At 72.6% G+C, this 23,849-nt stretch carries 26 protein-coding genes and 1 other RNA gene; 16 read left to right on the forward strand and 11 right to left on the reverse strand.

Features of this window, described 5'->3' with window-relative positions; all coding sequences use genetic code 11:
* Positions 1-109: 109 nt before the first annotated feature.
* The 5 genes from OG444_RS12475 to OG444_RS12495 all read left to right on the forward strand — a co-directional run bounded on the left by OG444_RS12475 (position 110) and on the right by OG444_RS12495 (position 3,428).
* Complete coding sequence (locus tag OG444_RS12475) at positions 110-460, forward strand: hypothetical protein (RefSeq protein WP_327262238.1); 351 nt, start codon at positions 110-112, stop codon at positions 458-460.
* Complete coding sequence (locus OG444_RS12480) at positions 453-1,271, forward strand: hypothetical protein (RefSeq protein WP_327262239.1); 819 nt, start codon at positions 453-455, stop codon at positions 1,269-1,271. Before OG444_RS12475 ends, OG444_RS12480 begins: the two co-directional genes overlap by 8 nt.
* A gap of 368 nt (positions 1,272-1,639) precedes the next feature.
* A complete protein-coding gene (locus OG444_RS12485) occupies positions 1,640-1,900 on the forward strand; it encodes a hypothetical protein (protein ID WP_327262240.1) in 261 nt (86 codons plus the stop codon).
* Between the two features lie 118 nt (positions 1,901-2,018).
* Positions 2,019-2,333, forward strand: coding sequence for a hypothetical protein (locus OG444_RS12490; RefSeq protein ID WP_327262241.1), 315 nt, complete (start codon positions 2,019-2,021; stop codon positions 2,331-2,333).
* A 96-nt stretch (positions 2,334-2,429) separates the two neighbouring features.
* The gene (locus OG444_RS12495; protein WP_327262242.1) at positions 2,430-3,428 is read left to right on the forward strand and encodes a small ribosomal subunit Rsm22 family protein; all 999 of its coding nucleotides are present in this window, start codon (positions 2,430-2,432) and stop codon (positions 3,426-3,428) included.
* Positions 3,429-3,434: 6 nt separating this feature from the next.
* On the opposite strand, the gene ddaH is transcribed toward OG444_RS12495, so the two are convergent.
* Positions 3,435-4,307, reverse strand: coding sequence for a dimethylargininase (ddaH, locus tag OG444_RS12500; RefSeq protein WP_383199146.1), 873 nt, complete (start codon positions 4,305-4,307; stop codon positions 3,435-3,437).
* A gap of 81 nt (positions 4,308-4,388) precedes the next feature.
* Between ddaH and OG444_RS12505 the strand changes: the two genes are divergently transcribed.
* The 3 genes from OG444_RS12505 to OG444_RS12515 all read left to right on the forward strand — a co-directional run bounded on the left by OG444_RS12505 (position 4,389) and on the right by OG444_RS12515 (position 7,641).
* Complete coding sequence (locus OG444_RS12505) at positions 4,389-5,000, forward strand: TetR/AcrR family transcriptional regulator (protein ID WP_327262244.1); 612 nt, start codon at positions 4,389-4,391, stop codon at positions 4,998-5,000.
* A gap of 169 nt (positions 5,001-5,169) precedes the next feature.
* On the forward strand, positions 5,170-5,919 hold the full coding sequence (locus tag OG444_RS12510) for a bifunctional DNA primase/polymerase (protein ID WP_327262245.1): 750 nt from the start codon (positions 5,170-5,172) through the stop codon (positions 5,917-5,919).
* Positions 5,920-6,225: 306 nt separating this feature from the next.
* Positions 6,226-7,641, forward strand: coding sequence for a DUF2079 domain-containing protein (locus OG444_RS12515; RefSeq protein ID WP_327262246.1), 1,416 nt, complete (start codon positions 6,226-6,228; stop codon positions 7,639-7,641).
* A 55-nt stretch (positions 7,642-7,696) separates the two neighbouring features.
* Here the strand turns inward: OG444_RS12515 and yaaA are convergent, their stop codons facing one another.
* Positions 7,697-8,500, reverse strand: coding sequence for a peroxide stress protein YaaA (gene yaaA, locus OG444_RS12520; protein WP_327262247.1), 804 nt, complete (start codon positions 8,498-8,500; stop codon positions 7,697-7,699).
* Between the two features lie 112 nt (positions 8,501-8,612).
* Here yaaA and OG444_RS12525 point away from each other — a divergent pair, with 112 nt between their 5' ends.
* Entirely contained in the window at positions 8,613-10,055 is a 1,443-nt protein-coding gene (locus OG444_RS12525) for an RNB domain-containing ribonuclease (RefSeq protein WP_327262248.1), read from the forward strand.
* Here OG444_RS12525 and OG444_RS12530 read toward each other — a convergent pair.
* Together OG444_RS12530 and OG444_RS12535 are read right to left on the reverse strand one after the other, a co-directional pair.
* Complete coding sequence (locus OG444_RS12530) at positions 10,052-10,894, reverse strand: hypothetical protein (RefSeq protein WP_327262249.1); 843 nt, start codon at positions 10,892-10,894, stop codon at positions 10,052-10,054. The two genes, OG444_RS12525 and OG444_RS12530, sit on opposite strands and share 4 nt — an antisense overlap.
* Positions 10,891-11,625 carry a MerR family transcriptional regulator gene (locus OG444_RS12535; RefSeq protein ID WP_327262250.1) on the reverse strand — a complete coding sequence of 245 codons (735 nt, stop codon included), beginning with the start codon at positions 11,623-11,625 and terminating at the stop codon, positions 10,891-10,893. Before OG444_RS12535 ends, OG444_RS12530 begins: the two co-directional genes overlap by 4 nt.
* Before the next feature lie 77 nt (positions 11,626-11,702).
* On the opposite strand from OG444_RS12535, the gene rnpB reads away from it, so the two are divergent.
* Positions 11,703-12,104, forward strand: an RNA gene (rnpB, locus tag OG444_RS12540) — RNase P RNA component class A.
* A gap of 111 nt (positions 12,105-12,215) precedes the next feature.
* On the forward strand, positions 12,216-12,563 hold the full coding sequence (locus OG444_RS12545; RefSeq protein WP_327262251.1) for a hypothetical protein: 348 nt from the start codon (positions 12,216-12,218) through the stop codon (positions 12,561-12,563).
* A 109-nt stretch (positions 12,564-12,672) separates the two neighbouring features.
* Here the strand turns inward: OG444_RS12545 and OG444_RS12550 are convergent, their stop codons facing one another.
* Genes OG444_RS12550 through OG444_RS12560 form a run of 3 tightly spaced genes read right to left on the reverse strand, consistent with a single transcriptional unit; the run spans position 12,673 to position 15,607 of the window.
* Positions 12,673-14,007, reverse strand: a complete 1,335-nt coding sequence (locus tag OG444_RS12550; protein WP_327262252.1) for a bifunctional RNase H/acid phosphatase — start codon at positions 14,005-14,007, stop codon at positions 12,673-12,675.
* A complete protein-coding gene (locus OG444_RS12555; RefSeq protein ID WP_327266756.1) occupies positions 14,007-14,750 on the reverse strand; it encodes a zinc ribbon domain-containing protein in 744 nt (247 codons plus the stop codon). The genes OG444_RS12550 and OG444_RS12555 overlap by 1 nt, the downstream gene beginning before the upstream one ends.
* Positions 14,747-15,607, reverse strand: a complete 861-nt coding sequence (locus OG444_RS12560) for a Nif3-like dinuclear metal center hexameric protein (RefSeq protein ID WP_327262253.1) — start codon at positions 15,605-15,607, stop codon at positions 14,747-14,749. Before OG444_RS12560 ends, OG444_RS12555 begins: the two co-directional genes overlap by 4 nt.
* A gap of 407 nt (positions 15,608-16,014) precedes the next feature.
* On the opposite strand from OG444_RS12560, the gene OG444_RS12565 reads away from it, so the two are divergent.
* Positions 16,015-17,091, forward strand: coding sequence for a hypothetical protein (locus OG444_RS12565; protein ID WP_327262254.1), 1,077 nt, complete (start codon positions 16,015-16,017; stop codon positions 17,089-17,091).
* Between the two features lie 35 nt (positions 17,092-17,126).
* On the opposite strand, the gene OG444_RS12570 is transcribed toward OG444_RS12565, so the two are convergent.
* The 3 genes from OG444_RS12570 to OG444_RS12580 all read right to left on the reverse strand — a co-directional run bounded on the left by OG444_RS12570 (position 17,127) and on the right by OG444_RS12580 (position 20,169).
* Entirely contained in the window at positions 17,127-18,068 is a 942-nt protein-coding gene (locus OG444_RS12570) for a 3-oxoacyl-ACP reductase (RefSeq protein WP_327262255.1), read from the reverse strand.
* Between the two features lie 60 nt (positions 18,069-18,128).
* Positions 18,129-19,205 carry a Zn-dependent alcohol dehydrogenase gene (locus tag OG444_RS12575; protein ID WP_327262256.1) on the reverse strand — a complete coding sequence of 359 codons (1,077 nt, stop codon included), beginning with the start codon at positions 19,203-19,205 and terminating at the stop codon, positions 18,129-18,131.
* A 109-nt stretch (positions 19,206-19,314) separates the two neighbouring features.
* The gene (locus OG444_RS12580) at positions 19,315-20,169 is read right to left on the reverse strand and encodes a MaoC/PaaZ C-terminal domain-containing protein (RefSeq protein ID WP_327262257.1); all 855 of its coding nucleotides are present in this window, start codon (positions 20,167-20,169) and stop codon (positions 19,315-19,317) included.
* A 287-nt stretch (positions 20,170-20,456) separates the two neighbouring features.
* On the opposite strand from OG444_RS12580, the gene OG444_RS12585 reads away from it, so the two are divergent.
* The 4 genes from OG444_RS12585 to OG444_RS12600 all read left to right on the forward strand — a co-directional run bounded on the left by OG444_RS12585 (position 20,457) and on the right by OG444_RS12600 (position 22,489).
* Complete coding sequence (locus OG444_RS12585; protein WP_327266757.1) at positions 20,457-20,810, forward strand: DNA-binding response regulator; 354 nt, start codon at positions 20,457-20,459, stop codon at positions 20,808-20,810.
* Positions 20,811-21,069: 259 nt separating this feature from the next.
* The gene (locus tag OG444_RS12590) at positions 21,070-21,627 is read left to right on the forward strand and encodes an RNA polymerase sigma factor (RefSeq protein ID WP_327262258.1); all 558 of its coding nucleotides are present in this window, start codon (positions 21,070-21,072) and stop codon (positions 21,625-21,627) included.
* Positions 21,614-21,898 carry a hypothetical protein gene (locus OG444_RS12595; RefSeq protein WP_327262259.1) on the forward strand — a complete coding sequence of 95 codons (285 nt, stop codon included), beginning with the start codon at positions 21,614-21,616 and terminating at the stop codon, positions 21,896-21,898. The genes OG444_RS12590 and OG444_RS12595 overlap by 14 nt, the downstream gene beginning before the upstream one ends.
* 162 nt (positions 21,899-22,060) lie before the next feature.
* Positions 22,061-22,489 carry a hypothetical protein gene (locus tag OG444_RS12600; protein ID WP_327262260.1) on the forward strand — a complete coding sequence of 143 codons (429 nt, stop codon included), beginning with the start codon at positions 22,061-22,063 and terminating at the stop codon, positions 22,487-22,489.
* 161 nt (positions 22,490-22,650) lie between these two features.
* On the opposite strand, the gene OG444_RS12605 is transcribed toward OG444_RS12600, so the two are convergent.
* Positions 22,651-23,847: a lipid-transfer protein gene (locus OG444_RS12605; RefSeq protein ID WP_327262261.1), complete on the reverse strand. Its 1,197-nt coding sequence runs from the start codon at positions 23,845-23,847 to the stop codon at positions 22,651-22,653.
* Positions 23,848-23,849: the final 2 nt, after the last annotated feature.

Genomic DNA, 23,849 nt, shown 5'->3' on the forward strand with positions numbered 1-23,849 from the left:
GCATGAGGCGGCACCGAGGGCACGAAGCGCGACGCCGAGGCGTTGGGCAGGGTGCAGAAACGATGAACGGAAGCGGTCAACACGCGCACGCCCCGCCATCATCACTCGCATGGCGCATACCCTGCCCGCCGCCGGGAGCGTTGGGTGGACTATGACAAGAGCAAGCCTCGGAAGAATCTTCAATCGTCAAACAACAGACATGGATGTCCCCGTTCCGCCCGGGGGCGCCCACATGGGCAAATGGACATTCACGCCGGCCTCACCGGACCGCGCTCAAGGCGAGAACGCGACTCTGCATCACGAAGGCCGGGAAATCGAACTGAATTACTCGGCCTCGGTCGTCGAGGACTTCCTGAAGGAGATCAGCGCGATCCATCGCGAGTTCGACCTGCGGTCGCGCGCCGTGGCCGCGTCCGGGACGTGCCCCGACGACCAGGTGAGGCACGACTCCCGTGTATGAGACGTACGGATCGCTCGGTCATCCCGACTGGAACGGCTTCCACGCACCACCGGAGGCCCGCACGTTCCGGCCGGGGCCGGATCCTGAACAGCACACGGCCACAGGGCATCCATCGCTCGGACTGGGCCGGGCGAACAGCGGATGGGATCCGGCGGAGGAGCTCGCCTGTCTCCTTCAGGAGAGCGCGGCCGCCAGCCGGGAGCAGGCCTTCGGCAAGGCCGTCTTCGACGATGCGAACGACACGATGAGCACCGACGGGCTGGTGGCCGGACCGCCGGACATCATCGGATTGCCGGAGGCGCACGTGTCCCGCGGACACCGTCGGACCGTCGCGGCCAAGGCGCCGGCCATGGCCCTGATGCGGACGGGCAGTCTGTGCACGGCCTTGCTGGTCGCGCTCATCGCCGCCGTCGTGAGCACCCTCAGCGGCCTTGCCATCTGTGACGCCCTTCGGCACAGCGCCATGGACCGCACCGCCCAGGACATGGTCGGCTGGTGGCCGCTGCTGATCTACGGACCATGGACGGTCGCCTCCCTGTCCATCCTCAGGGCGGCCCTGCACCAGCGCCGCGCCACCCACTCGTGGTCCGTCGTCCTGCTGTTCTCCACTCTGGCCACGCTGCTGTGCGTGTCACAGGCGCCGCGAACGCTCGCCGCCCAGGCCGCGGCGACCCTTCCCGCCATCGCCGCGCTCGCCTGCTTCCAACAGCTCGTCCGCCAGATCACGCTCACCCGGCCGCCCCGCCAGCCGACGCCACGGCACCGCAACTCCAGGCCCCCCGCTGCCCCCAAATTCCATTACGGGGCATGACGACAACGTCCGGGAAGCCCCCCGCCGGGTGCGGCCCGCCGGGCAGCGCCGGAGCCTGCCACCCCAGCCGTGGCCGCCCCGGCGAGCCCAGAGCCGGTGCAGCCGCGTACGGCGCCAGGGACGAAGGCGCAACAGCCGCTAACCGCATGGAGAACGTGGTCCTTCCCAGAGCCGCAGTGATCGTTTTCACCTGAGGAACGACAACCGAATCCGATAAGTCACGGGCGGTCCGCGATCTTGCGCCGACGGCTGCCCGGACTCCGTTGCCACCTGCGCGACCGCATGGTTCACCGATCCGGACCGACCCGGCTCGCGCAGCGCCAAAGCACCACGCACCACACCCACGACAGACCGAGAGGACAGCAACGATGGCGTACGAGCCCTCCCACGCCGAGCGGATCCGTTACAAGCGACTTCAGGACGCCGCCTACCAGGCGGGCCTGGACGCTGTCACCAGTCTCGAGGCGGCCCTCGCACTCGCAGGGCTGGTCCTGCCCTCCTTGACCAACGACGGGCCCGTGGGCTCACGCGGGTTCGTCCGGCTCGGCGGGTGCAGCGTATCCGTCGCCAACCAGCTCGCCGCGGTGATCGCCGCGGGCGCCCATGTCCTGCATGAGCAGCGGACGTGAGTGCGTGCCCCCTCCTCCACCGCGCCCGAAGACGTCCGATCCGCCGCCCACCCGCGCCGCCCCCGCACGGCCCCACCGCAACGTCCCCGCACTCAGGCAGATTCCAGGAGGTCCCTGCATGAAACCGTGGCGAGCTTCCTCGCACGCGCTGAAACCACAGGAGGCACTCGACCCCTACCGCTTCCCCGGTGTGCGGGGGCTCGGGGACAGGGAGCAGGCCCGCCTCGAAAGCACCGCGGCGACCCCGGACCCACAGGAGCAGTCTGCCGGCCGGATCAGTGCGGCACACGGCAGGCGCCTCGCCCTGCACGCCGCGCTGACCACCGCCGGCATCCCACCACTCGCCGGAGACTGTCACGCCATCGAAGTTGTCTCCGCACTCGACGACACCACCAATGCGGCCATCCGGCGATGGATCGCGGGCACCCGATGACCCACCGCACCTCGCGGCGCTGCGGTCCGCTCGCTCCGTCGCCGTTCCCGCCCGTCCCGTGCGGGCCCACGCGGACGGGCGGCATAAACTTCGCAGGTGAACGCCTCCGCCCCCACCTCCGCCGAGACCCTCCGCCGCACCCTCGGCGGCCTGCTCGACGGACTCCCGCCGAAGCAGGCCGCGGCCGCCGTCGAGCGGCTCATCGCCAGCTACCGGGGGCAGACCCCGACCGACGCGCCCGTACTGCGCGACCGCTCCGACGTGGCGGCGTACGCGGCGTACCGGATGCCCGCCACCTTCGAGGCCGTCCGCAGCGCCCTCGACGCTCTGGCCGAGGCCGCCCCCGACTGGGTTCCGGGCTCGCACGTGGACGTGGGCGGCGGCACGGGTGCCGCGACCTGGGCGGTGGACGCCACCTGGGACGGCCCGCGGGAGACCACGGTGCTGGACTGGGCGGAGCCGGCGCTGGCCCTCGGCCGGGAGCTCGCGGCGGCCTCGGCCTCCGAGGTGCTGCGCGGCGCCGCCTGGCGGCGGGCCGTCATCGGCTCGGGGCTGAGCATCCCCGAGGCCGACCTGGTGACGGTGTCGTACGTACTCGGCGAGCTGACCCCGCAGGCGCGCACGGCCGTCGTCGCCGAGGCGGCTCGGGCCGGACAGGCGGTGGTGCTGATCGAGCCGGGCACTCCGGAGGGCTACCTGCGCATCCGCGAGGCCCGTGACCAGCTGATCGCGGCCGGGCTGCGGGTCGCCGCCCCGTGCCCGCACGACGGGACCTGTCCGATCGAGGTCGGCCAGGACTGGTGCCACTTCTCGGCGCGGGTCAGCCGTTCCTCCCTGCACCGGCAGGTCAAGGGCGGTTCGCTGCCGTACGAGGACGAGAAGTTCAGCTACGTCGCCGCGACCCGCTTCCCGACGGAGCCGGCCGCCTCCCGGATCACGCGGAAGCCGCAGATCCGGAAGGGGCTCGTCCTGCTGGAGCTGTGCGGCACCGGGGAAGAGGGCCTGACCCGGGTCAATGTGACCAAGCGCCAGGGCGATCTCTACAAGGCCGCACGGGACGTCGACTGGGGCCAGGCCTGGCCCCCGGCGCTGTAGGCGTTCCTACGGCCGCAGCTCCTGGGTGCAGCACTTCACGCTGCCGCCGCCCTTGAGCAGCTCGCCCAGGTCCATCGGGACCGGCTCGAAGCCCCGGTCCCGCAGCGGTGCCAGCAGTCCGGTCGCCGCCTGCGGGAGCAGGACGTGCAGACCGTCGGAGACGGCGTTCAGTCCGAGCGCGGCAGCGTCCCGGCCGTCGGCGATCAGGGCGTCCGGGAAGAGCCGCCTGAGCACTCCCTGGCTGCCGGGCGAGAAGGCGTCCGGGTAGTACATGATCTCGTCGCCGTCGAGGACGCTGAGCGCCGTGTCCAGGTGGTAGTAGCGCGGATCCACCAGGTCGAGGCCGATGACCGGACGGCCGAAGAACTCCTGGGCCTCGTCGTGCGAGAGCGGGCTGGAGCGGAAGCCCCGGCCGGCCAGGATGTAGCGGTCGGTGACGGCGAAGTCCCCCTCGCCCTCGTTGACGTGGGACGGCTCGTGGATCTCGGTGTAGCCGTCGGCGCGGAACCAGTCGAGGTGGAGCTCGGCCTCGGCGGCCCGTTCGGGGTGGGCGAAGCGGGCCCCGAGGACCCGGCCGTCGACGACGAGGGCCCCGTTCGCCGCGAAGACCATGTCGGGCAGCGCCGGGTCGGGTTCGAGGGTCTCGACGATGTGCCCGAGGGAGCGGTAGCGGTCCCTCAGATCCTCCCACTGGGCCAGTGCGAGGGGCAGGTCCACCGGTTTCGTGGGATCCATCCACGGATTGATGGAGTACGTGACCTTGAAGTGTGCGGGTGGGCACATCAGGTAGCGCCGGGGTGTGGCGTCTCTGCGCAAAGAAGGCTCCTCACGACTTTCACGACTCGGGACGAGTGCTGGAGAGAATCGTCTCTCCTCCACCAGGACAGCACAGTGAACTGATTGGGTGGTTTAAGCAAACCTATGGAAAGACGAGACGTCTCGCTTTGATAGTTTCGGGCCATGCCCAAGACCCCTGACGCCACCCGCCGCAGCGACCGCTCCCGGCGCGCCATCCTCGACGCGGCACTCGCCCTCGTCGGGGAGGTCGGCTACAACAAGCTGACGATCGAGGCCATCGCCGCCCGTGCGGGCGTCGGCAAGCAGACCATCTACCGCTGGTGGCCCTCGAAGGCCGCCGTCCTCCTCGACGCCTCCCTGGCCCTGGCCGGCGACGCGGAGACGGAGGCCGAGTGGACCGGCTTCCCGGACACCGGGGACCTGGCGGCCGACCTGAAGAACGTCCTGCGGGCGACGGTCGACGAGTTCAACGACGAGAAGTACGACGCCCCCGCGCGCGCCCTCACGGCGGCCGGGGCCACCGACCCCGAGCTCGGCGCCCGCTTCACCGAGCAGCTGCTGGAGCCGCAGCTCGCCCTGTACGAGGCCCGGTTGGACACGGCCCGGGAGGCCGGCCAGCTCGCACCGGACACGGACCTGCGGCTCACGGTGGAGATGCTGCTGGGGCCGCTGACCTACCGCTGGCTGCTGCGCACCGCGCCCCTGACGCACGCTTACACCGACGCGCTCGTGGACCGGGTGCTGGGCGGGGTGGCCAACGTCACCGACCGCTAGCAGGCCGGCGATCCAAGATCGGCCGCGAAATTTGGCCTGTTTCTGTGCTTATGTGGGGCTTTCCGGTCGCACATCTCCAACCCCCCGCTCGTCAAGAGCGGTCACCCGGGGCTCAGGATGGTGGGACGATGGGTTGGTCCGCCGGGGATACGGTGAGGTGAGGGGATAGATGGGGTCTGAGTCCGGCCGCGTCAAACGCGGCGAGCAGAGCAGGATTTCCCAGTGGCTGCGCCGGCGGCAGAAACCCACCGCCGAGGATCCCGGAGCCGAGCGCGAGGCGCTCCTCCTGGCCGTCGCCGCCGCAGGCCTGCCGCTCGCCCCCGCCGCCCATCCCGCCGGTTACCGGTGTTCGTGCGACCGGATCGGCTGTCCGACGCCCGCAAGGCACCCCGTCTCCTTCGCCTGGCAGACCCAGTCGACCACCGACCGTGCACAGGTCGAACGCTGGGCCCGCAACGAGCCCCAGGCCAACTTCATCACCGCGACCGGCATGGTCCACGACGTGCTCGACGTCCCGCTGGAAGCCGGAACCAACGCCCTCTCCCGCCTGCTGGAGGCCGGGATCGAGGTCGGCCCCGTCGCCGAATCGGGCGGCACCGGCGACCAGGCCCGGATGCTCTTCTTCACCGCCACCCGCGGCACCCCCGAGGACGAGGACGAGTGGTGGCCGTGCGCACTGGACTGCCACCCCGAGACGATGGACGAACACCCGGGCCTGCGCTGGCACTGCCGCGGCAGCTACGTCCTGGTCCCGCCGGCGGCCCTGCCCGGTGACCAGGCGGTGACCTGGATCCGCGGCATGGAACACCCCCTGCCGGACCCGCTCACCCTGCTGGAAACCTTGACGGACGCCTGCGCCGCGTACGCGGACACCACGGACCGCACCCCGACGGCGGTCGCCTGGCCCCTGGGCCGCTAGCGCCTCTTTCGGACAAGATCCGAAAGAGGCGGCCCGGGTCCGGGGACCTGAGGAAACGGGGTCCGGACGCGCCTGCACGTACGGGGTTCGTGCGGGGGGCCCGTGCGTCCGCCATTCGGGGGAAACCGCCCACACGGGCGGCAGCTCCGCGCTCGGCCCGTGGGGTTGCTGGCATCTTGAGGGTTCATGCAAGCACCCATCGGCAACGCCGCCGCGCTTCCACTGCAACAGTCGGGTACTGAGGAACGGGCGGCTCCGGAGACGCCTGCGGGAAGACGCCCCGGGGCCACCTGGTGGATCTGGGCCATGGCGGGGGCACTGTGCTTCGCCTACACGGCCTTGTCCCTGCGGATCCACGAGCATCTGCTCTCCCACTCCTTCGACCTGGGGATCTTCGTACAGGTCGTGCAGTCCTATGCGGACGGGAACCTGCCCGTCTCCGAGGTGAAGGGGCCGGACTTCCCCGTCCTGGGCGACCACTTCTCTCCCGTCCTGGCCCTTCTCGCGCCGCTGTACCGGTTGTGGCCGTCGGCGGAACTGCTGCTCGTCGCGCAGGCCGCACTGGTCGCCGCGAGCGTGCTGCCGCTGGCGTTCTGGGCCCGCAGGACACTGGGGTCCGCCGCCGCCGTGGTCATCGGCACCTGTTACGGCGTCTCGTGGGGCATCGCGAGCGGGGTCGGCTACGACTTCCACGAATGGGCCTTCGCAGTTCCCCTGCTCGCCTTCTCCCTGACCGCCCTCGGCAGCGGCCGGCTGCGCGCCGCCGCGTACTGGGCGCTGCCGCTCGTGCTGGTGAAGGAGGACCTCGGCCTCACCGTGGCCGCGATCGGCCTGGTCATCGCGTGGCGGGGTGGGCGCGGTGGCCGCAGGCTGGGGTTCGTCACGGCCGCGGCCGGGCTGGCCGCGGTCGCGCTCGCCGTGCTGGTGCTGGCCGCCTCCCACCCGGGCGGCTTCGACGGCTACTTCGCCTCCCACAATCCCGGAGGCGGCGCGGGCAAGTCGGGAGGCGGCCTGATCGGGTTCCTCCACCAGGTGACCCTCGGTCTCATCACCCCGCAGGAGAAGGTCACGACCCTCATCCTCATCCTGGCTCCCACCCTGTTCCTGGCGCTGCGCTCGCCGCTCCTGTTGATCGCGCTGCCCACCGTGGTGTGGCGTCTCGCCTCGGATTACCCGGCCCACTGGGGCACCGGCTACCACTACGCGCTGCCGATCATGCCGATCGTCTTCGCGGCATTCATCGACGCCCTGCACCGGCGGCGTGCGAGTGGCCACAGCCTGGGCCGCTACCTGGCGGGTTCCGCGGCCGTCACTCTGCTGCTGCTGCCGCACTTCCCGTTGTGGCAGCTGGTCCAGCCGGCGACCTGGCGGACCGATCCCCGTAGTGCGGTGGCCCGCAGTGTGATGGCCGAGATCCCGGACGGAGCCACGGTCCAGGCGTCGAACAACCTGGGGCCCCACCTCGCCGGCCGTACCAGCGTCAGTGTCTACGGCTGGAAGGACAGCCGGCCCGATCCCGAGTGGATCATGGTTGACACCAAGGTCGTGCCGAACCACCGTTGGCCGATGTCGGTCGAGCAGGAGCTGGTCGCCCTCGACATCGCCCGGTTCCGGGGGTACCGCACCGTTGCCGAGCGGGACGGTTTCGTCCTGCTGAGCCGCACGGGGCAGCAGGACGCCACTCGGCCACGCCCGGGACAGCTCCCGGGTGCGGCCGGGTAAACCCCGCCCCCGCAGCGGCAGAGCCGTGGCGCCGCCGCGGCCCCGCGACGTCGCGTCAGTGGTGGATCTGCGTCACGACCACATCGAGCGCCCAGGCCTTCGCCGCCTTCGCGGGGGCCTCGGCCTCGACGGTGTACCCCAGGTCCCGCAGGGCCGTGACCAGCTCCGCGGGCCCGCCCGGCACCGCCCCCGCCGTCAGCAGGTCCCGTACCAGCCGACCCTTCGTCGCCTTGTTGAAGTGGCTCACCACCGACCGCTTCTCCACCCCGTCCACCAGCTGCGAGTGCAGCACCCGGACGGTCGCGGTCCGCCCCGCCACCTCACCCTTCGGCTTCCACGCCGTCCCGTACGCGGCCGACCGCAGGTCCAGCACCAGCCCGTCCCCCGCCGTCTCCGGCATGACCTCCGCCATCGGCCCCCGCCAGTACGCGCCGAGCGCGCCCAGCCCGGGCAGCTTCACCCCCATCGAGCAGCGGTACGAGGGGATCGCGTCGGTGATCCGCACCGCACCCCACAGTCCCGAGAAGACGAGCAGCGAGTCCTGCGCCAGGGCGCGCGCCGCCGCGGGCAGGTCCGTCAGGCCGAGCGCGTCGTAGAGCACGCCCGTGTAGATCTCGCCCGCCGGACGCGCACCGGCCGTGCGCAGCTCCAGATTCTTGGCGACCTCGCCGCGCAGGCCCTCGCTCAGGCCCAGCACCTCGCGCGCCTTCGTCTCGTCCGCCGCGCACAGCTCGACCAGCTCCTCCAGCACCGCCGCACGGGCCGGAGCGAGACCGGGCAGGGACAGCGCCTCCGGCTTCAGGGGTGCGCCGGGGCCGCCGGCGGCCTTTCCCTCGGACGGCGGCAGCAGCACGAGCACAGTGGTTCTCCTTCGGTACGACGTCGCAGGGGGTGCGGCCCCCGAGCCAGGGTAGACGTCCGCCGCCCCCGCCCGCCGCGCCGTCCGAGCCCGCCGCACCTACGCTCGACGCATGCCACGCCGTCAGATGCACATGACCGGCGCAGACGGGACTGCTCTGCGGGCCGCGCTGCGTGAACTGCGGACGAAGCTGGACGTGCCGGAGGCCTTCGCGCCGGCGGTCCTCGCCGAGGCCGAGCACGCGGCGGCGCACCCCCGCCTCCCGGACCTGGACAGCACGGACATCCCCTTCTTCACGATCGACCCGCCCTCCTCCGTCGACCTCGACCAGGCCATGCACCTGGCGAGGCGTTCCGGCGGCGGCTACCGCGTCCACTACGCCATCGCCGACGTCGCCGCCTTCGTCACGCCCGGCGGCCCGCTCGACGCCGAGGCCCACCGCCGCGTGACCACCCTCTACTTCCCCGACGGGAGGGTCCCGCTGCACCCGGCCGTCCTCTCGGAGGGCGCCGCCAGCCTGCTGCCCGACCAGGTCCGCCCGGCACTGGTGTGGCGCTTCGACCTGGATCCGGACGCCCGGGTCGAGACCGTCGACGTGCGCCGCGCGCTGGTCCGCAGCCGGGCCCGGCTCGACTACGACGGCGTCCAGAAGGCCATCGACACCGCCACGGCGGAGGAGCCGCTCGCCCTGTTGAAGGACATCGGTCTGCTCCGCGAGGCCCTGGAGCAGGAGCGCGGCGGCATCTCCCTCAACGTGCCCGAGCAGGAGGTCGTCGAGCGCGACGGCACGTACTCCCTGGCCTACCGCGCCCCGCTCCCCGCCGACGGCTGGAACGCGCAGATCTCGCTGATGACCGGCATGGCCGCGGCCGATCTGATGCTGGCCACGGGCACGGGGGTCCTGCGCACCCTGCCCAGCGCCCCCGACGGCGCGGTCGGCAGGCTCCGGCGGACGGCCAGGGCCCTGCGGATCGACTGGCCGCACCACGTCCCGTACGCCGAGCTCGTGCGCTCCCTCGACCCGCACCGCCCCGCCCACGCCGCCTTCCTCCAGGAGTGCACGGCCCTGCTGCGCGGCGCCGGCTACACGGCCTTCACCGGCGGCGAGAGCCCCGACCCGGCGATCCATTCCGCGGTGGCGGCCCCGTACACGCACTGCACCGCGCCGCTGCGCCGGCTCGTCGACCGCTACTGCGGCGAGCTGTGCGTGGCGGCCGCGGCCGGGACCGAGCCGCCCGACTGGGTGGGGGCGGCCCTCCCCGCGCTCCCGGAGGAGATGGCGGCGGGCACGCGGCTGGCCAACACGGTGGAACGCGAGTCCGTGGACCTGGTCGAGGCCGCCGTGCTGAAGGACCGGGTCGGCGAGTCCTTCGAGGCCACGGTCATCGACGTCAAGGACCGGGAGCCGCTGGTGGGTACGGTCCACCTGGAGGACCCGGCGGTGGTCGGCCGCGTCCGGTCCGCCTCCCGGGCCCTGCCGCTGGGCGACCGGATCCGGGTCCGCCTGACGGAGGCCGACCCGGGCACCGCGAAGATCCTCTTCGCGGCCGTCTAGGAGCCGGCGGGCTGCCGGCGCAGGGCGGTGACCAGCGCGCGCGGGTCGTCGGCGTGGAAGCGGACGGTCCGGGCCTCGCCGGTGGCGCCGAGCGGCCGGGTGAAGGGGAGGGTCCGGTTCAGCTCCACGGTGACGGAGGTCTGGCTGCCGACAATGAGGTCGAGCACCCCGTCCTCGGACAGGGTGACCAGCCGGCCCTCGGGATAGCGGCGGTCCACCCGTACGGAGGCCACCGCGTCCGCCGGCACGGCCAGGTCGAAGAGGGCCCCGTAGCGGATCCGCAGGGACCCGTCGGGTCCGACGACGTGCGGCCGGGTGACACAGGCGGCGTGCAGGGCGAGGACGAGCAGGATTCCGTACACGTCGAGCACGAGCACCACCCGGTGCACGACCGGCCAGGGGATGAGCACGGCCAGGGCGACGGTCTCGATCACCGAGACGAAGACCATCCCGTACATCATGGCCGTCTGCGGGCCGGTGTACGCGGCGGCGAGGTCCCCGGGGCGCACCCCGTGCTTCCGGCGGACCGCCCACCGGCCGAGGGAGGCGGTGGCGCGCAGCTCGTGCAGCAGCAGCCGCCGCACCTGCACCGGGACGACGGCCCGGACGGCCGCCCGTGCGGCGGCCCGCCGGCCGGTGCCGGCGCCGCGGGCCCGCTCGGCGGCGTAGAGGCCGTACAGCACCCAGGCCTCCAGCAGCAGTGCGCCGACGAGGACCGCCTCGGTGGCGGCGAGCGCCCAGCCGGGCAGGCGCACCCCGGCCGCCAGGCACACCACGAGCGCGAGCTCGGCCGGAACGACGGCGGTGACGGCGATCCGTGCGGCCCGTATGCGGGTCATCCCCGCCCCCTCTCGATGAACGCCTCCATGACGCCGCGGACGACTTCCGCCTGCGCGGGCGCGTACTCGGCGAGCAGCGCCTCCTTGAACCCGGTCACGACCGGCCCGCCGGTGGGGATCGAGGCGAACACCTCGTCGGGGACGGCCGCCACCAGCTCCGCCACGAGGGGCGTGATCCGCGGGTCGTCCACGGGTGCGTCGGCGAGGTCGTCGAGCCGCTCGTACAGCGCGAGCACGGCGGGATCGGCGGCGAGGGGGCCGAGCGCGGCATAGATCTCCTGGCCTCCGGCGCCCGCGGCGTCGAGGAGGATCAGGTGTTCGCGGTCCTTGGCGGCGGCCGGGGAGTCGGTCCTGGGCGCCATCGCCAGCAGCTCGGCGAGCGCGGGCGAGAGCGGCTCGGCCTCCCCCGGACCCGCGGCGAGCAGCACCGCGAGCCGGCGGCGGCGTTCCTGGATCTCGGCCTCCTGCCGGGCCAGGTCGGCGTCGAGTTCCGTGAGGACGTCGGCCAGTTCGCGTCCGGCGTCGTCCGCGAGGACGTCCCGGACCTCGTCGAGGCTGAGGCCGAGCTCGGTGAGCCGGCGTACGCGGGCGAGCAGGACGGCGTCGCGGACGCTGTAGGCCCGGTAGCCGTTGGGGCGCCGCTCCGGTTCCGGGAGCAGCCCGACATGGTGGTAGTGCCGGATCGCCCGGGTGGTGACCCCGACGACCGCGGCGATCTCTCCGATCCGCATGCCCCCAGTAGAAACCCTGCCGCTGCGTCAAGGTCAAGCCAGGTCGTCGCCCCGGGTAACATGGTCGCCACGGCAGACGAGTCGGCCGGGCGGCCGCGTCGGGATCCTCGGATCCCGCCGAGGAACGTCCGGGCTCCACAGGGCAGGGTGGTGGCTAACGGCCACCCGGGGTGACCCGCGGGACAGTGCCACAGAAAACAGACCGCCAGGGGCTCCGGCCCCCGGTAAGGGTGAAACGGTGGTGTAAGAGACCACCAGCGCCTGAGGTGACTCAGGCGGCTAGGTAAACCCCACCCGGAGCAAGGTCAAGAGGATCCGTCCCCGGACGGGTCTGCGCGAACGCTCGAGGGCTGCCCGCCCGAGTTCGCGGGTAGACCGCACGAGGCCGGTGGCAACACCGGTCCTAGATGGATGGCCGTCTCCCCGGCGACCGCGAGGTCTCCGGGCGACAGAACCCGGCGTACAGGCCGGCTCGTCTGCCTTCTCCACTCCCGTTCGGGGCGCCGCCGAGGATTCCGGCGGCCGCCCCGCTCCCGGCAGTCGGTGCACACGCCTATCGGCGGTCCGGCCGATGCGGCACTCTCGGCCACATGACCGAGCACCCTGCCCGCGCGGCCGCGGCTGCCGCGCACATACGCGAACTCGCCGAAGCCACCACCGATCACCGCACCGCCTATGCGAGCCCCGCCGAGATCGCTGCCGTGACCGGGAGCCTGCGCGAACTCGCCCGCCATCTCGAGGACGCGCTGGACCAGTTGGAGACCCACGTGCGGCGGCGGGACAAGGGCGACTGGGTCCCGCCGGACGGGGAGGCGCACCGCCCGTACGCACGGCAGGCGGCCGATGCCGTCCAGTCCGCCCGGGCCGACGCGAAGACCATGGTCCGCCACCTCGACCGGGCCATGAACGCCCTCGGCCCCTTCAAGGCCGCGCCCTGACCGGCACACGGGAACGGACGCGTACACGGACGCCGACGCGGGCGCCGACGCGGTGACGAGCCGCCCCCGCCGGCGGACCGCCGTCGGCGAGGGCCTTCCCCGGCGGGGTCTACCGCAGGTGGGACGTGTCGTTCAGGAGACGGACCGAGGCGTTGCCGTCCGCGTAGTAGGCAACCGCCGAGAGGGAGGCCGCCGAGAGTTCCATGCGGAACAGGGCCTCCGGCGGGGCGCCCAGGGCCAGGCGGACCAGGATCTTGACCGGGGTCACGTGGGTGACCAGCAGGACCGTGCGGCCCGCGTGCGCGGACAGCAGCCGGTCCCGGGTGGCCGAGATCCGGCGGGTGGCGGCCATGAAGCTCTCGCCGCCGCCCGTGGGCGCCGCCTTCGGGGAGTCCAGCCAGGCCTGGAGGTCGTCCGGGAAGCGCTCCTGGACCTCGGCGAAGGTCATGCCCTCCCACGCCCCGAAGTCCACCTCGCGCAGCCCCTCTTCGACCGTCACGGTGAGGCCGAGGCGGTCCGCAACGGCCTGGGCGGTCTCGCGGCAGCGGCGCAGCGGGGAGCTGATGACCGTCTGGACGGTGCCGCGGGCGGCCAGCGCCTCGGCCACGGCGGCGGCCTGGCGGTGGCCGGCCGGGGACAGTTCGGGGTCGGTGCCGCCGCTGCCGGAGAAGCGCTTCTGCGGGGTGAGGGCGGTCTCGCCGTGCCGCAGCAGCACGAAGGTGGCGGGCGCGCCCATGTCCGGGCCCCAGCCGTGGCTGCCGGCGGCGACCGCCGGGGCGTCGGCGTCGAGGCAGGGCTCGATCGCCTCCGTCAGGGCCTCGGCGTCGGCGAACAGCGTGTCGTTCAGCTCCTGGGCCGCCATGCCCTTGGCCGCGCCCGCGGAGGCGGTGACCAGGGCCGCACGCACGGCCGCGGCGCCCTTCGCCGCGTCCCCCGGCGGACCCACCGGAGCCGGCGGGGTGGCCAGGGCACGCGCGGCGCCGTGGTCGAGGGCGGCCGTGGACGCCGAGGGCTCCCACTGCCTGCCGCGCTTGCCCGCGTCCATCGCCTCGTTCGCGAGCCGGTCCGCGTGCTTGTTCTGCTCGCGCGGGATCCACTCGTACGTCACCTGGGCGCGCGGCAGGATCCGCGCGGCCTCGGCCGCGAGCGGCTTCATGTCCGGGTGCTTGATCTTCCAGCGGCCCGACATCTGCTCGACGACCAGCTTCGAGTCCATCCGGACCAGGACCTGCGCGTCGGAGGCGAGGTCACGTGCCGCCGCGAGCCCGGCGATCAGGCCCTTGTACTCCGCCACGTTGTTCGTCGCGACGCCGATGTACTCGGCACGCTCGGCCAGCGTCTCGCCCGTCACCGGGTCGAGCACCACGGCGCCGTAGCCGGCGGGCCCGGGGTTGCCCCGGGACCCGCCGTCCGCCTCCACGACAAACCGGACGGGCCTCTGCATCAGATGCCCGAGTCGGCCGTACGGACCAGGATGCGGCCGCAGTTCTCGTGGCGGACGACCTGGTCGCGGGCCGCGGCCTTGATCTCGTTGACCTCGGCCATGTCCAGCTCCAGCCGGCAGCCCTCGCAGCGGCGCTGGTAGAGGCGCGCGGCGCCGACCCCGCCCTGCTTGACGCGGATCTTCTCGTACAGCGCCATCAGGTCGGCCGGCATGGACGCGACGATGACCTCGCGGTCCTTGGTGACCTTCGCGGCCTCGGCGTCGATCTCGGTGGTGGCGGCGTCACGGCGCGCGGTGGCGTCCGCGGCCTTGGCCTCCAGGGCGGAGACGCGCTCGGTGAGCCCGGTGACGCGCTCCTGCGCACCCTCCAGACGCTCCATGACCTCCAGGACCACGTCCTCCAGGTCGCCCTGGCGCTTGGCGAGGGAGACGACCTCGCTCTGCAGGTTCGCCAGGTCCCGGGCCGAGATGCCCACGCCCGAGTCGAGCCGCTGCTGGTCGCGGACGGCGCGCTGGCGCACCTGGTCCACGTCCTGCTCCGCCTTGGTCTGCTCGCGCGCGGTGTCGCTCGCCTGGGTCTGGGCGGCGACGAGCAGGTCGCGCTGCTGCGCCAGGTCCTTGGTGAGCGAGTCGAGCTCGGCGTGCTCGGGCAGCGACTTGCGCTTGTGGGCGAGCTGAGACAGCCGGACGTCCAGGGCCTGGACGTCGAGAAGTCGGATCTGGTCGGCGGGCTCGGCGTTCAGTTGGGGGCTCCAGAGATAGAAGGGGGTGTGACGGACGGCGCGTGGGCCGTCCACGGATCGGTGACCGTGTGCGACACGTGGGTCCGCAGACCCCAGCCGTGGCGCTCGGAGATGGCGTCGAGCTGCGCGGCCGCCTGCTCGCACCAGGGCCACTCGGTGGCCCAGTGGGCGGCGTCGACGAGCGCCAGCGGGCGGCTCGTCTCCCGGGCCTCGGACGCCGGGTGGTGGCGCAGATCGGCGGTCAGGAAGACGTCCACGCCTGCGGCGCGGACCTGCTCGAAGAGGCTGTCGCCGGAGCCGCCGCTGACGGCGACGCGACGGACCGGCATGTCCGGGTCGCCGGCCACGCGGATGCCCTGGGCGGTCGGCGGCAGCCAGGCCGCGGCCCGCGCGGCGAACTCGCGCAGGGTCTCGGGGTGGTCCAGTTCGCAGATCCGGCCGAGGCCACGGCGGCCTTCCCGATCGGTCGGGTCGGGCACCAGCGGGCCGATGATGCGCAGGTCCAGGGCGCCGGCGAGGGCGTCGGAGACTCCGGGGTCGGCGGTGTCGGCATTGGTGTGGGCGACGTGCAGCGCGATGTCGTTCTTGATCAGCGTGTGCACGACGCGGCCCTTGAAGGTGCCGGCCTCGACGGTGGTGGTGCCCCGCAGGTAGAGGGGGTGGTGGGTGATGATCAGGTCGGCGCCCAGCTTCACCGCTTCGTCGGCGATCTCCTGGACGGGGTCCACGGCGAACAGGACCCGGGTGACCTCGGCGTCGGGGTCGCCGCAGACGGTGCCGACGGCATCCCACTGCTCGGCCCGCGAGGGGGGCCAGAGAGCGTCCAGCGCGGCGATGACTTCAGAGAGACGGGGCACGGGCCAAGGCTACCGTCCGGGGCGACCGTCCCGGTCAGCCCCGTCCGGCCCCGTCCCCCGCTGCCAGACCGGGAAGCCGCGCGGGTCGTGAGGAACCTCGTCGCGGACATCGTCGCGAGCCTCGGCGCGGACCTCGTCGGCGGCGGTCACCCCGGGCTCCAAGCGCCGAGTTCCGTCCGGTACGGAGTCCCGTCCGGCACCTCCGCGGCCCGCGCGGAGCCGATCGCGGCGGCCGGTGAGGCACGGCTGACATCGCCGCACCCCAAACGCCCCGATATCGCACAGCACAATCGCCTCGTCCACCACGCACGAATCGCCGTGCGGACACCCGTATGTGTGAAGCGGTGTTGGTGGTGTTGTTCGCCGCGATGCCCGAAAACTACCTTCCCCCCCGGAGGTGACCACGGATGACTGTCTGTGCCATCGAAATGACGACCACGGCCGCGTTCACCATCGCCGCGGACGGGTCGTACGCCGCCCGGCTGGCCGGGGAGGGCGAGTCGCTCTACGTGGAGCGCTGGACCCTGGCCGGGCCCGAGGCGTACGCGGTACCGCTGCCGCTCGCGCAGCCCGAGGAGGCGGACAGCGAAGTGCTGCCGCTGGCCGACGGGCGGGTCCTGATCCACCGGCGGGTCGCCGACCGGCACGCCTTCGCTCTGCTGTACCCGACGGGCGCCGAGGCCGGGCCGAGCACCGGGGAGCTCCAGCTGGGCGCGGTGGACGTGCGGGAGGGCGTACGGCTGCGCCTGCTCCCGCCCTCCCCGGACGGGTCCGCGGCCTTCGCCCTGGCCGCGGAGGACACCGTGACCACGGTCTGGCAGGTGGCCGGTACCCCCTTCGGGCCGCAGCCCGTCGCCCGGATCCCCGGGCGGTGCTCGGGCGGCGTCTGGCTGGACCGGGCGGGCCGGCTGCTGGCCCTGGACCGCGAGCTGGAAGGGATCACCAAGGCCGTCGCCGTGGACCTCGGGCCCGGCGATGTCTCCCCGCTGCTGCAGATCACCGAGGACAGCGACGACCGGCTGCTGCTGGCCGACCCGGACAGCGGGCTGCTGCTGATCCGCTCCGACGCGCCGGGCGAATCACGCCTGGGCTGGGGGGTGTCGGGCAGCTCCCTGCCCGTCCGGTTCCCGGAGTGCCTCGCCCGCCTGGGGGCCGCGCACCCCTTCGCGGTCCAGCCGGGCCAGGCCCTGATGCCGGAGACGTGCGGGGTGGCGCTGCGGCTGCCCGAGGGCGGCATCGGGCTGTGGCGTCCCGCGGACCGGCACGTCTTGCGGGTCGGCGCCCCGGCGGGCTGGCTCGGCGGCACCGGCCTGTGGAGCCCGCAGGGCCGACTGCACCTGCCGTACGCGACGCCCGAGGTGTCCTGCGGGATCGCCGGCCTGAACCTGCCGGTCGCCCCTCCCCCGCCGGTGGTCCTGGACCCGCCCGCGCCGACCGCCCCCCGCCCGGTCCCCCTCCAGCAGGCACCACTGGCGGGACGTTAGGGCGGGGGGCGGCAGGACGGGGCGGAGGTTGCCCGCTATGCGTGCTTGAGGCTCAGGACCTCCGTCGCGGCGAAGGTCTCGTTCGCCGGGCGGGAGGCGTAGTGCGGGGTGAGCAGCTCGTCGAGCTCCTCGAAGGAGAAGGACTCCTTGGCCGTGTCGAACTTGGCGGCCACCTTCGGGCGCTCCATCACGACCACGATGCCGCCGTGCACGACGAACAGCTGGCCGTTGGCCCCGGCGGAGGCGGGCGAGGCCAGGTAGCCGACGAGCGGGGAGACGTGCTCGGGGGCGAGGGCGTCCAGCTTGCCCTCCTCCGGGACCTCGAAGCCGGCGAAGACGTCCTCGGTCATCCGGGTACGGGCCCGCGGGCAGATGGCGTTGGCCGTCACCCCGTACTTCGCGAGCGCGAGCGCCGTCGAGGTGGTCAGGCCCACGATGCCGCCCTTGGCCGCCGCGTAGTTCGGCTGGCCGGCCGAGCCGCCGAGGAAGGCCTCGGAGGAGGTGTTGACGATCCGGCCGTAGACCGGGCCGCCCGCCGCCTTGGACCGCTCGCGCCAGTGCACGGACGCGAAGTGGGTGGTGTTGAAGTGGCCCTTGAGGTGGACCCGGATCACCGAGTCCCACTCCTCCTCGGACATCGAGAAGACCATCCGGTCGCGCAGGATGCCCGCGTTGTTGACCAGGATGTCCAGCTTCCCGAAGCTGGACACCGCCAGCTCCACGAGCTCCCGCGCCTGCTCGAAGTCGGCCACGTCGCCCAGGTGCGCCACCGCCCGGCCGCCCGCGGCGCGGATCTCCGCGGCGACCTCTTCCGCCGGGGCGGCCGAGGCCTCCCCGGAGCCGTCGCGGCCCGGCTGGCCGAAGTCGTTGACGACCACGCTCGCGCCGAGCCGCGCGAGCTCGACCGCCTCGGCCCGGCCGAGGCCGCGGCCCGCGCCCGTGACGATGGCGGAGAGCCCCTCAAGTGGGAGTGACATCCGTAGCGTTCCTCTCGCAGTTCTCAGAGCGGTCAGCGATCCGCAGCCGGCGGTCAGCGGTCAGAGTTCGATGCAGGTGCGCAGGGCCACGCCCGTACGCATCTGGTCGAGCGCGTCGTTGATCTCGGCGAGCTGCACCCGGTGCGTGATCAGGCTCGCCAGGTCCACCCGGCCGGCCCGCCACAGGGCGATGGTGCGCTCGTAGGAGCGCAGCACGTCCCCGCCGCCGTACATCGACGGCAGGATCTTCTTCTCGTCGAAGAACAGCGAGAACATGTCGATCTGGAAGTTGTCGTCCAGCGCACCGGCCCCGACGATCACCACGCTGCCGCCGCGGCGGGTCATCTTGTACGCGGTCTGCGCGGTCGCGGACTTGCCGACGACCTCGAAGACGTAGTCGAAGCCCTCGCCGCCGGTGATCCGGTTCTTGGCGTCGTCGAAGGCCTCCGGCCCCACAGCTTCGGTGGCCCCGAACCGCAGGGCCGCCTCGCGCCGCGACTCCACCGGGTCGACGGCGATGACCTGGGCGGCGCCCTGGACCTTGGCGCCCTGGATGACGGATATGCCGACGCCGCCGCAGCCGATGACGGCGACCGAGGATCCGGCCTCCACCTTGGCGGTGTTGATGGCGGCGCCCAGACCGGTGGTGACACCGCACCCGATGAGCGCGGCGATGTCGAAGGGCACGTCGTCGGGGATCGGGACGGCGCACGCGGCGTCGACCACGAGCTCCTCGGCGAAGGTGCCGGTCGCGGCGAAGCCGAAGATGTCGCCGCCCGCGCGCCGGAAGTTGGGGGTGCCCGCGTTGACCAGGCTCGCCAGGCACAGGTGGCCCTGGCCGCGCCTGCAGGACGGACAGCTGCCGCAGGGCGGCAGCCAGCAGACGAGGACGCGGTCGCCCTGCTTGAGGGTGGTGACCCCGTCACCGACGTCGGAGATCACTCCGGAGCCCTCGTGGCCCGGGACGAAGGGGGCGGGCTGCGGCAGGACCCCGCTCATCGCGGAGAGGTCCGAGTGGCACAGGCCGGTGGCCCTGATCCGGACCTTCACCTTGCCGGGGCCGAGGCCCACGGCCTCCATGTCGTCGACGACCTCGAGCTTGTCCTGGCCGATCTCGCTCTGCAGTGCTGCGCGCACGGTGCGGCTCCTTGGTCTCGTACGGTCTGTGCTCGTTCTCGCTGCTCGTTCTCGCTGCTCGTTCTCGGTTCGCGTGCTCGTGCCCGGTGCTCTGTTCGCGTGGGCCTGCTTACGCGTGTTCGACGACGGTGTCGGCGAGGACCGGCGCGTCGTCCCGTTCGACGGCGGTCACCGACACCAGCACCCGGCCCGGCTCCTGCCACATCCGGATGCGCAGCGTCTCGCCGGGGAAGACGATCCCGGCGAAGCGCGTGCGGTAGGCGCGGACCCGCGAGACGTCCCCCTGGAGGACCGTGTCGACGACGGCCTTGAGGGTCATCCCGTACGAGCACAGCCCGTGCAGGATCGGCTGGTCGAAGCCGGCCGTCTTGGCGAACTCGGGGTCGGCGTGCAGCGGGTTCCAGTCGCCGGAGAGGCGGTAGAGGAGCGCCTGGTCCTCGCGGATGTGCCGCTCCTCGATGCGGTCCGGGGCGCGCTCGGGCAGTTCCTCCCGGACGGAGGGGCCGCGCTCGCCGCCGAACCCGCCCTCGCCCCGTACGAAGATCTGCGCGTCGCTCGTCCACAGCGGTCCGTCGGCGTCGGCCACCTCGGTGCGCAGGACGACGACGGCGGCCTTGCCCTTGTCGTAGAGGGCCGCGACCCTGGCGGTCGAGGTGGCACTGCCCTTGACGGGGATGGGCCGGTGCAGCTCGATGGACTGGCCGCCGTGCAGGACGTTCGCGAGGTTGATGTCGATCCCGGGGGCGGCGAGGCCGCCCATCATGGCCATGCCGGCACCGGCCACGGTCGCGAAGCTGGGGAGGACGTGCAGCTTGGATTCGAGGGTGTAGCGCAGCTCGTCCGGGTCGGTGGCCGGCAGGCCCGCGCCGAGGCCGAGGTGGTAGAGCTGGATGTCCTTGTGGTCCCAGCCGATGTCCCCCTGGCGGGGGTCGGCGGCGAGGGCCTTGGCGGCATCGATCGGCATGGGGATGCTGCTCCCTGTCATTGGAGAACCGGGGCCGTGGAAGAGCCGTCGGAAGAGCTGTGGAAGTGCTCTGGAAGACCTCGGTGCGACCGTCCGCACCGTCGGCCGCACCGAGGTCGTCTGCGGGGGCCGGTTCTAGAACGCGTTCTAGGCCCGACCGGTGAGGGAATGTATAACGCACGCCCCCGCACTTGGGAAGACTCTTGACTTCACGTCAGATCGGTTGTCTGCGGAGCGTGTTGCGTGCCCGCCGGGAGGCGGGGCAATAGCCTGCCCGCGTGGACGAAATGCCTGTTGATCACCGTGATGTCCGTGCCCTGCGGGTCCTGCTGGAGCCGCCGAATCCGGCCCTGGCGCTCCAGCTCGGCCTCCAGCCGGACATCGAGGTCGTACAGGACCCGATGGCCCGGCCCGCGGTGGCCCTGGTGGAGGAGCTCGCGGCCGTGACCGCGCTGCTGGCCGACGATCCCCAGTGCAGGGTGCTGGTCCTCACGGGCTCGGCGCACCCGGGCCTGGCGGAGGCCGCCCTGGCCGCGGGAGCGGCGGGGCTGGTGCTGCGGGACGGCCCGGTCGAGGATCTGGCGGACTGCGTCCGCCGTGCGTCGATGGGCGAAACGGTGGTGGACCCGGCCCTGGGATGAGCCGTGGTGCATCCTGGTGCCTCCGGAGGATCCCGGGGACCCGGGTGAATCCCATGGTTCCCGTGAATCCCATGGTTCCCGTGAATCCCATGAATCCCGGTGAATCCTTTCGTGGCACCCGCGCCTCTTATGCATGTGCCGACGCCAAGGTCGGCACCTGACCCGGAGGTTGTCATGATCGCTGTTGTTGCCGGTACCGTGGCCGTTCTGCTGCTCTGCACGTGCACCGTCCTCGTGGTGCGCCGACGGGCCCGCTCCCGTGGCTGAGTCGTCGGCCTGGCCCGCCGAGGCGCTGATCGTCGCCGCGCAGGGCGGGGACCTCGATTCGATCACCGCGCTGGTCTCCGGCTCGCACCCGAACGTCCGCAGGTTCGCGTACTCGCTGTGCGCCTCGCCCGAGGACGCCGAGGACGCGGCCCAGGAGGCGCTGATCATCCTCTACCGGAAGATCGGGATGCTGCGCGCGTCCGGCGCCCTGGCCTCCTGGATGTTCCGCATCGTCCGCAACGAGTGCCTGCGCCGGGCCCGGCTGATGCCGCGCGAGCGCGCTCCGCTGCCGGACACCGCCGTGATGTCGGCCGAGGAGGAGGTGCTGCAGCGTCTGGAGGCGGCCCGCGTGGCGCGGGCCGTCGCCGCCCTGCCCGCCGACCAGCGGCGCGTGCTCATCATGCGGGACATCCAGGGCTACAGCGGGCGGATGGCCGCCGACGCGCTCGGCATCGGTACCGCCGCGATGAAGTCACGGCTGCACCGGGCCCGGACGACCCTTCAGGACACCTTGCGCAACGCCCCCGGAGGCAACGATGAAGACCACTGACGGCCCCGACTTCGCGAGCTCCTCCGTGCCCCGCCACCTGGTCCGCGGCGCGATCGGATTCGGCTCGCTGATCGGGGCCTTCGCCCTCCTCCCGCTCTACGGGCCGCTCACGCTGCTGCTCGCCCCGGTCGGCGTACTGGCACTGCGCGGCTGCCCGATGTGCTGGGCGATCGGCCTGGCGCAGACCCTTTCCCGGGGCCGCCTGCGCCGCGAGTGCACGGACGGCCGCTGCGAACTGAAGCCGACCGGCTCCAGCCCCGCCGGTGTGTGAGGTGCGGGTCCGGGCAGCGCCCGGCGAGGCGCAGGCGGGTGCCCCGATATGAGCGCAACTGCGCGGTCCCGGCCACTGATTGACGGATTCCGCAGCAGCGCGCGTCCACGTACGGGGACCAGGATGGGACTCCCTTCAACCTAGCTTCGTGGAGACGGAACCATGCGCTTATCCGCCCTGTCCGCCACCGCCGCGCTCGTGCTCGCGACCCTCGCCGGAGGCGCGGCCCCGGCTACTGCCGACGCCCCGGCCGGCCCGGTCCTCCAGGTCGACCTGGACGCCGGCAAGGGCCTCCACCACAACATGGGGACGGTGATCTACGAGCGCGTCGACGGCGCGGCGAACTCGGTCAGGATCATCTCCGTGCAGATCACCAGCGGCGAGCGCGACTGCGCCTGGGTGTCGTGGAACGACCCGCACAACTTCAACGGCTGGACGAACCTGACCACCGAGCCCTCCTGCAACGGAGGCGGCATGGGGGAGAACCCGGACATCATCATCAAGGCACCGGTCGGCCACCCGCTCAAGGTGCGCCTGTATGCCGACCACCCCGGCTCCGACGTGGTGCACAAGGACATCCAGAAGCTCTGACCGGGGCGGGCGGGGCCGGGGCGCTACGAGCCGTCCCCGCCGCCTTGGCGGCCTCGTCGTACTCGTCCCTGGTCACGCTGCCGGTGGCGCTGAAGGACGCCTCACGTATGTCGCTCACGGGGGCGGAGCCTGGCGCTCCGCCCCCACGGCCGAAAGCGCGTTCAGCGCTGGCCCCGCCGCAGCAGCGTCACCACCGCGGCGCCGCCCAGGCCGATGTTGTGCGCCAGCCCGACCCGCGCGCCCGGGACCTGCCGCGGCCCGGCCTCGCCCCGCAGCTGCCAGACCAGCTCCGCCGCCTGCGCCAGGCCCGTCGCTCCCAGCGGATGCCCCTTCGAGATCAGCCCGCCGGAGGGGTTCACCACCCACCGCCCGCCGTACGTGGTCGCGCCCGACTCCACCAGCTTCCCGGCGGCGCCGTCCTCGCACATGCCCAGCGCCTCGTACGTCAGCAGCTCGTTGACCGAGAAGCAGTCGTGCAGCTCCACCACGTCCACGTCCTCGATGCCGAGCCCCGAGGTCTCGTACGCCTGCCGCGCCGCGGCCGCCGTCATCGGCTTGCCCACCACGTCGATGCACGAGCCCGAGGCGAAGGAAGCCTCCGTGTCCGTCGTCATCGCCTGGCCGACGATCTCCACCGCCTTGTCGTGCAGCCCGTGCCGCACCACGAAGCGCTCCGACACCACCAGCGCCGCCGCCGCGCCGTCCGAGGTCGGCGAGCACTGGAGCTTCGTCAGCGGCGCGTGGATCTCCTTCGCCGCCAGGATCTCCTCCACCGTGTACGCGTCCTGGAACTGCGCGTTCGGGTTGTTCACCGAGTGCCGGTGGTTCTTCGCGCCGACCGCCGCGAGCTGCGCGGCCGTGGTTCCGTACCGCTCCATGTGCTCCCGCGCCGCGTTGCCGAAGATCTGCGCCGTGGGCGGGGACATCTCGAAGCCGTGGCCCGCGGCCATGATCCCGTAGTGCCGGGCCACCGGTGACGTCTTGAAATCGCCGCCGTCCGAGCCGCCGCCCAGTGCGCCGCGCTTCATCTTCTCGAAGCCGAGCGCCAGCACGCAGTCGCTGATCCCGCCCTGCACGAACTGCCGCGCCATCATCAGGGCGGTCGAGCCCGTCGCACAGTTGTTGTTGACGTTGTAGACCGGCACCCCGCTGAGCCCCAGCTCGTACGCCGCCCGCTGGCCCGCGGTCGAGGCCTGGAAGCAGTAGCCCACCGGGACCTGCTCGACGAGCCCGTAGTCCACACCCGCGTCGGCGAGCGCCGCCGATCCGGCCTCCTTCGCCATGTCCCAGTACTGCCAGTCCCGCGACTCCGGCTTCTCGAACTTCGTCATGCCGACGCCCACGATGTACGACTTCATGC

This window comes from Streptomyces sp. NBC_01232 (assembly GCF_035989885.1).
GTDB lineage: Bacteria > Actinomycetota > Actinomycetes > Streptomycetales > Streptomycetaceae > Streptomyces.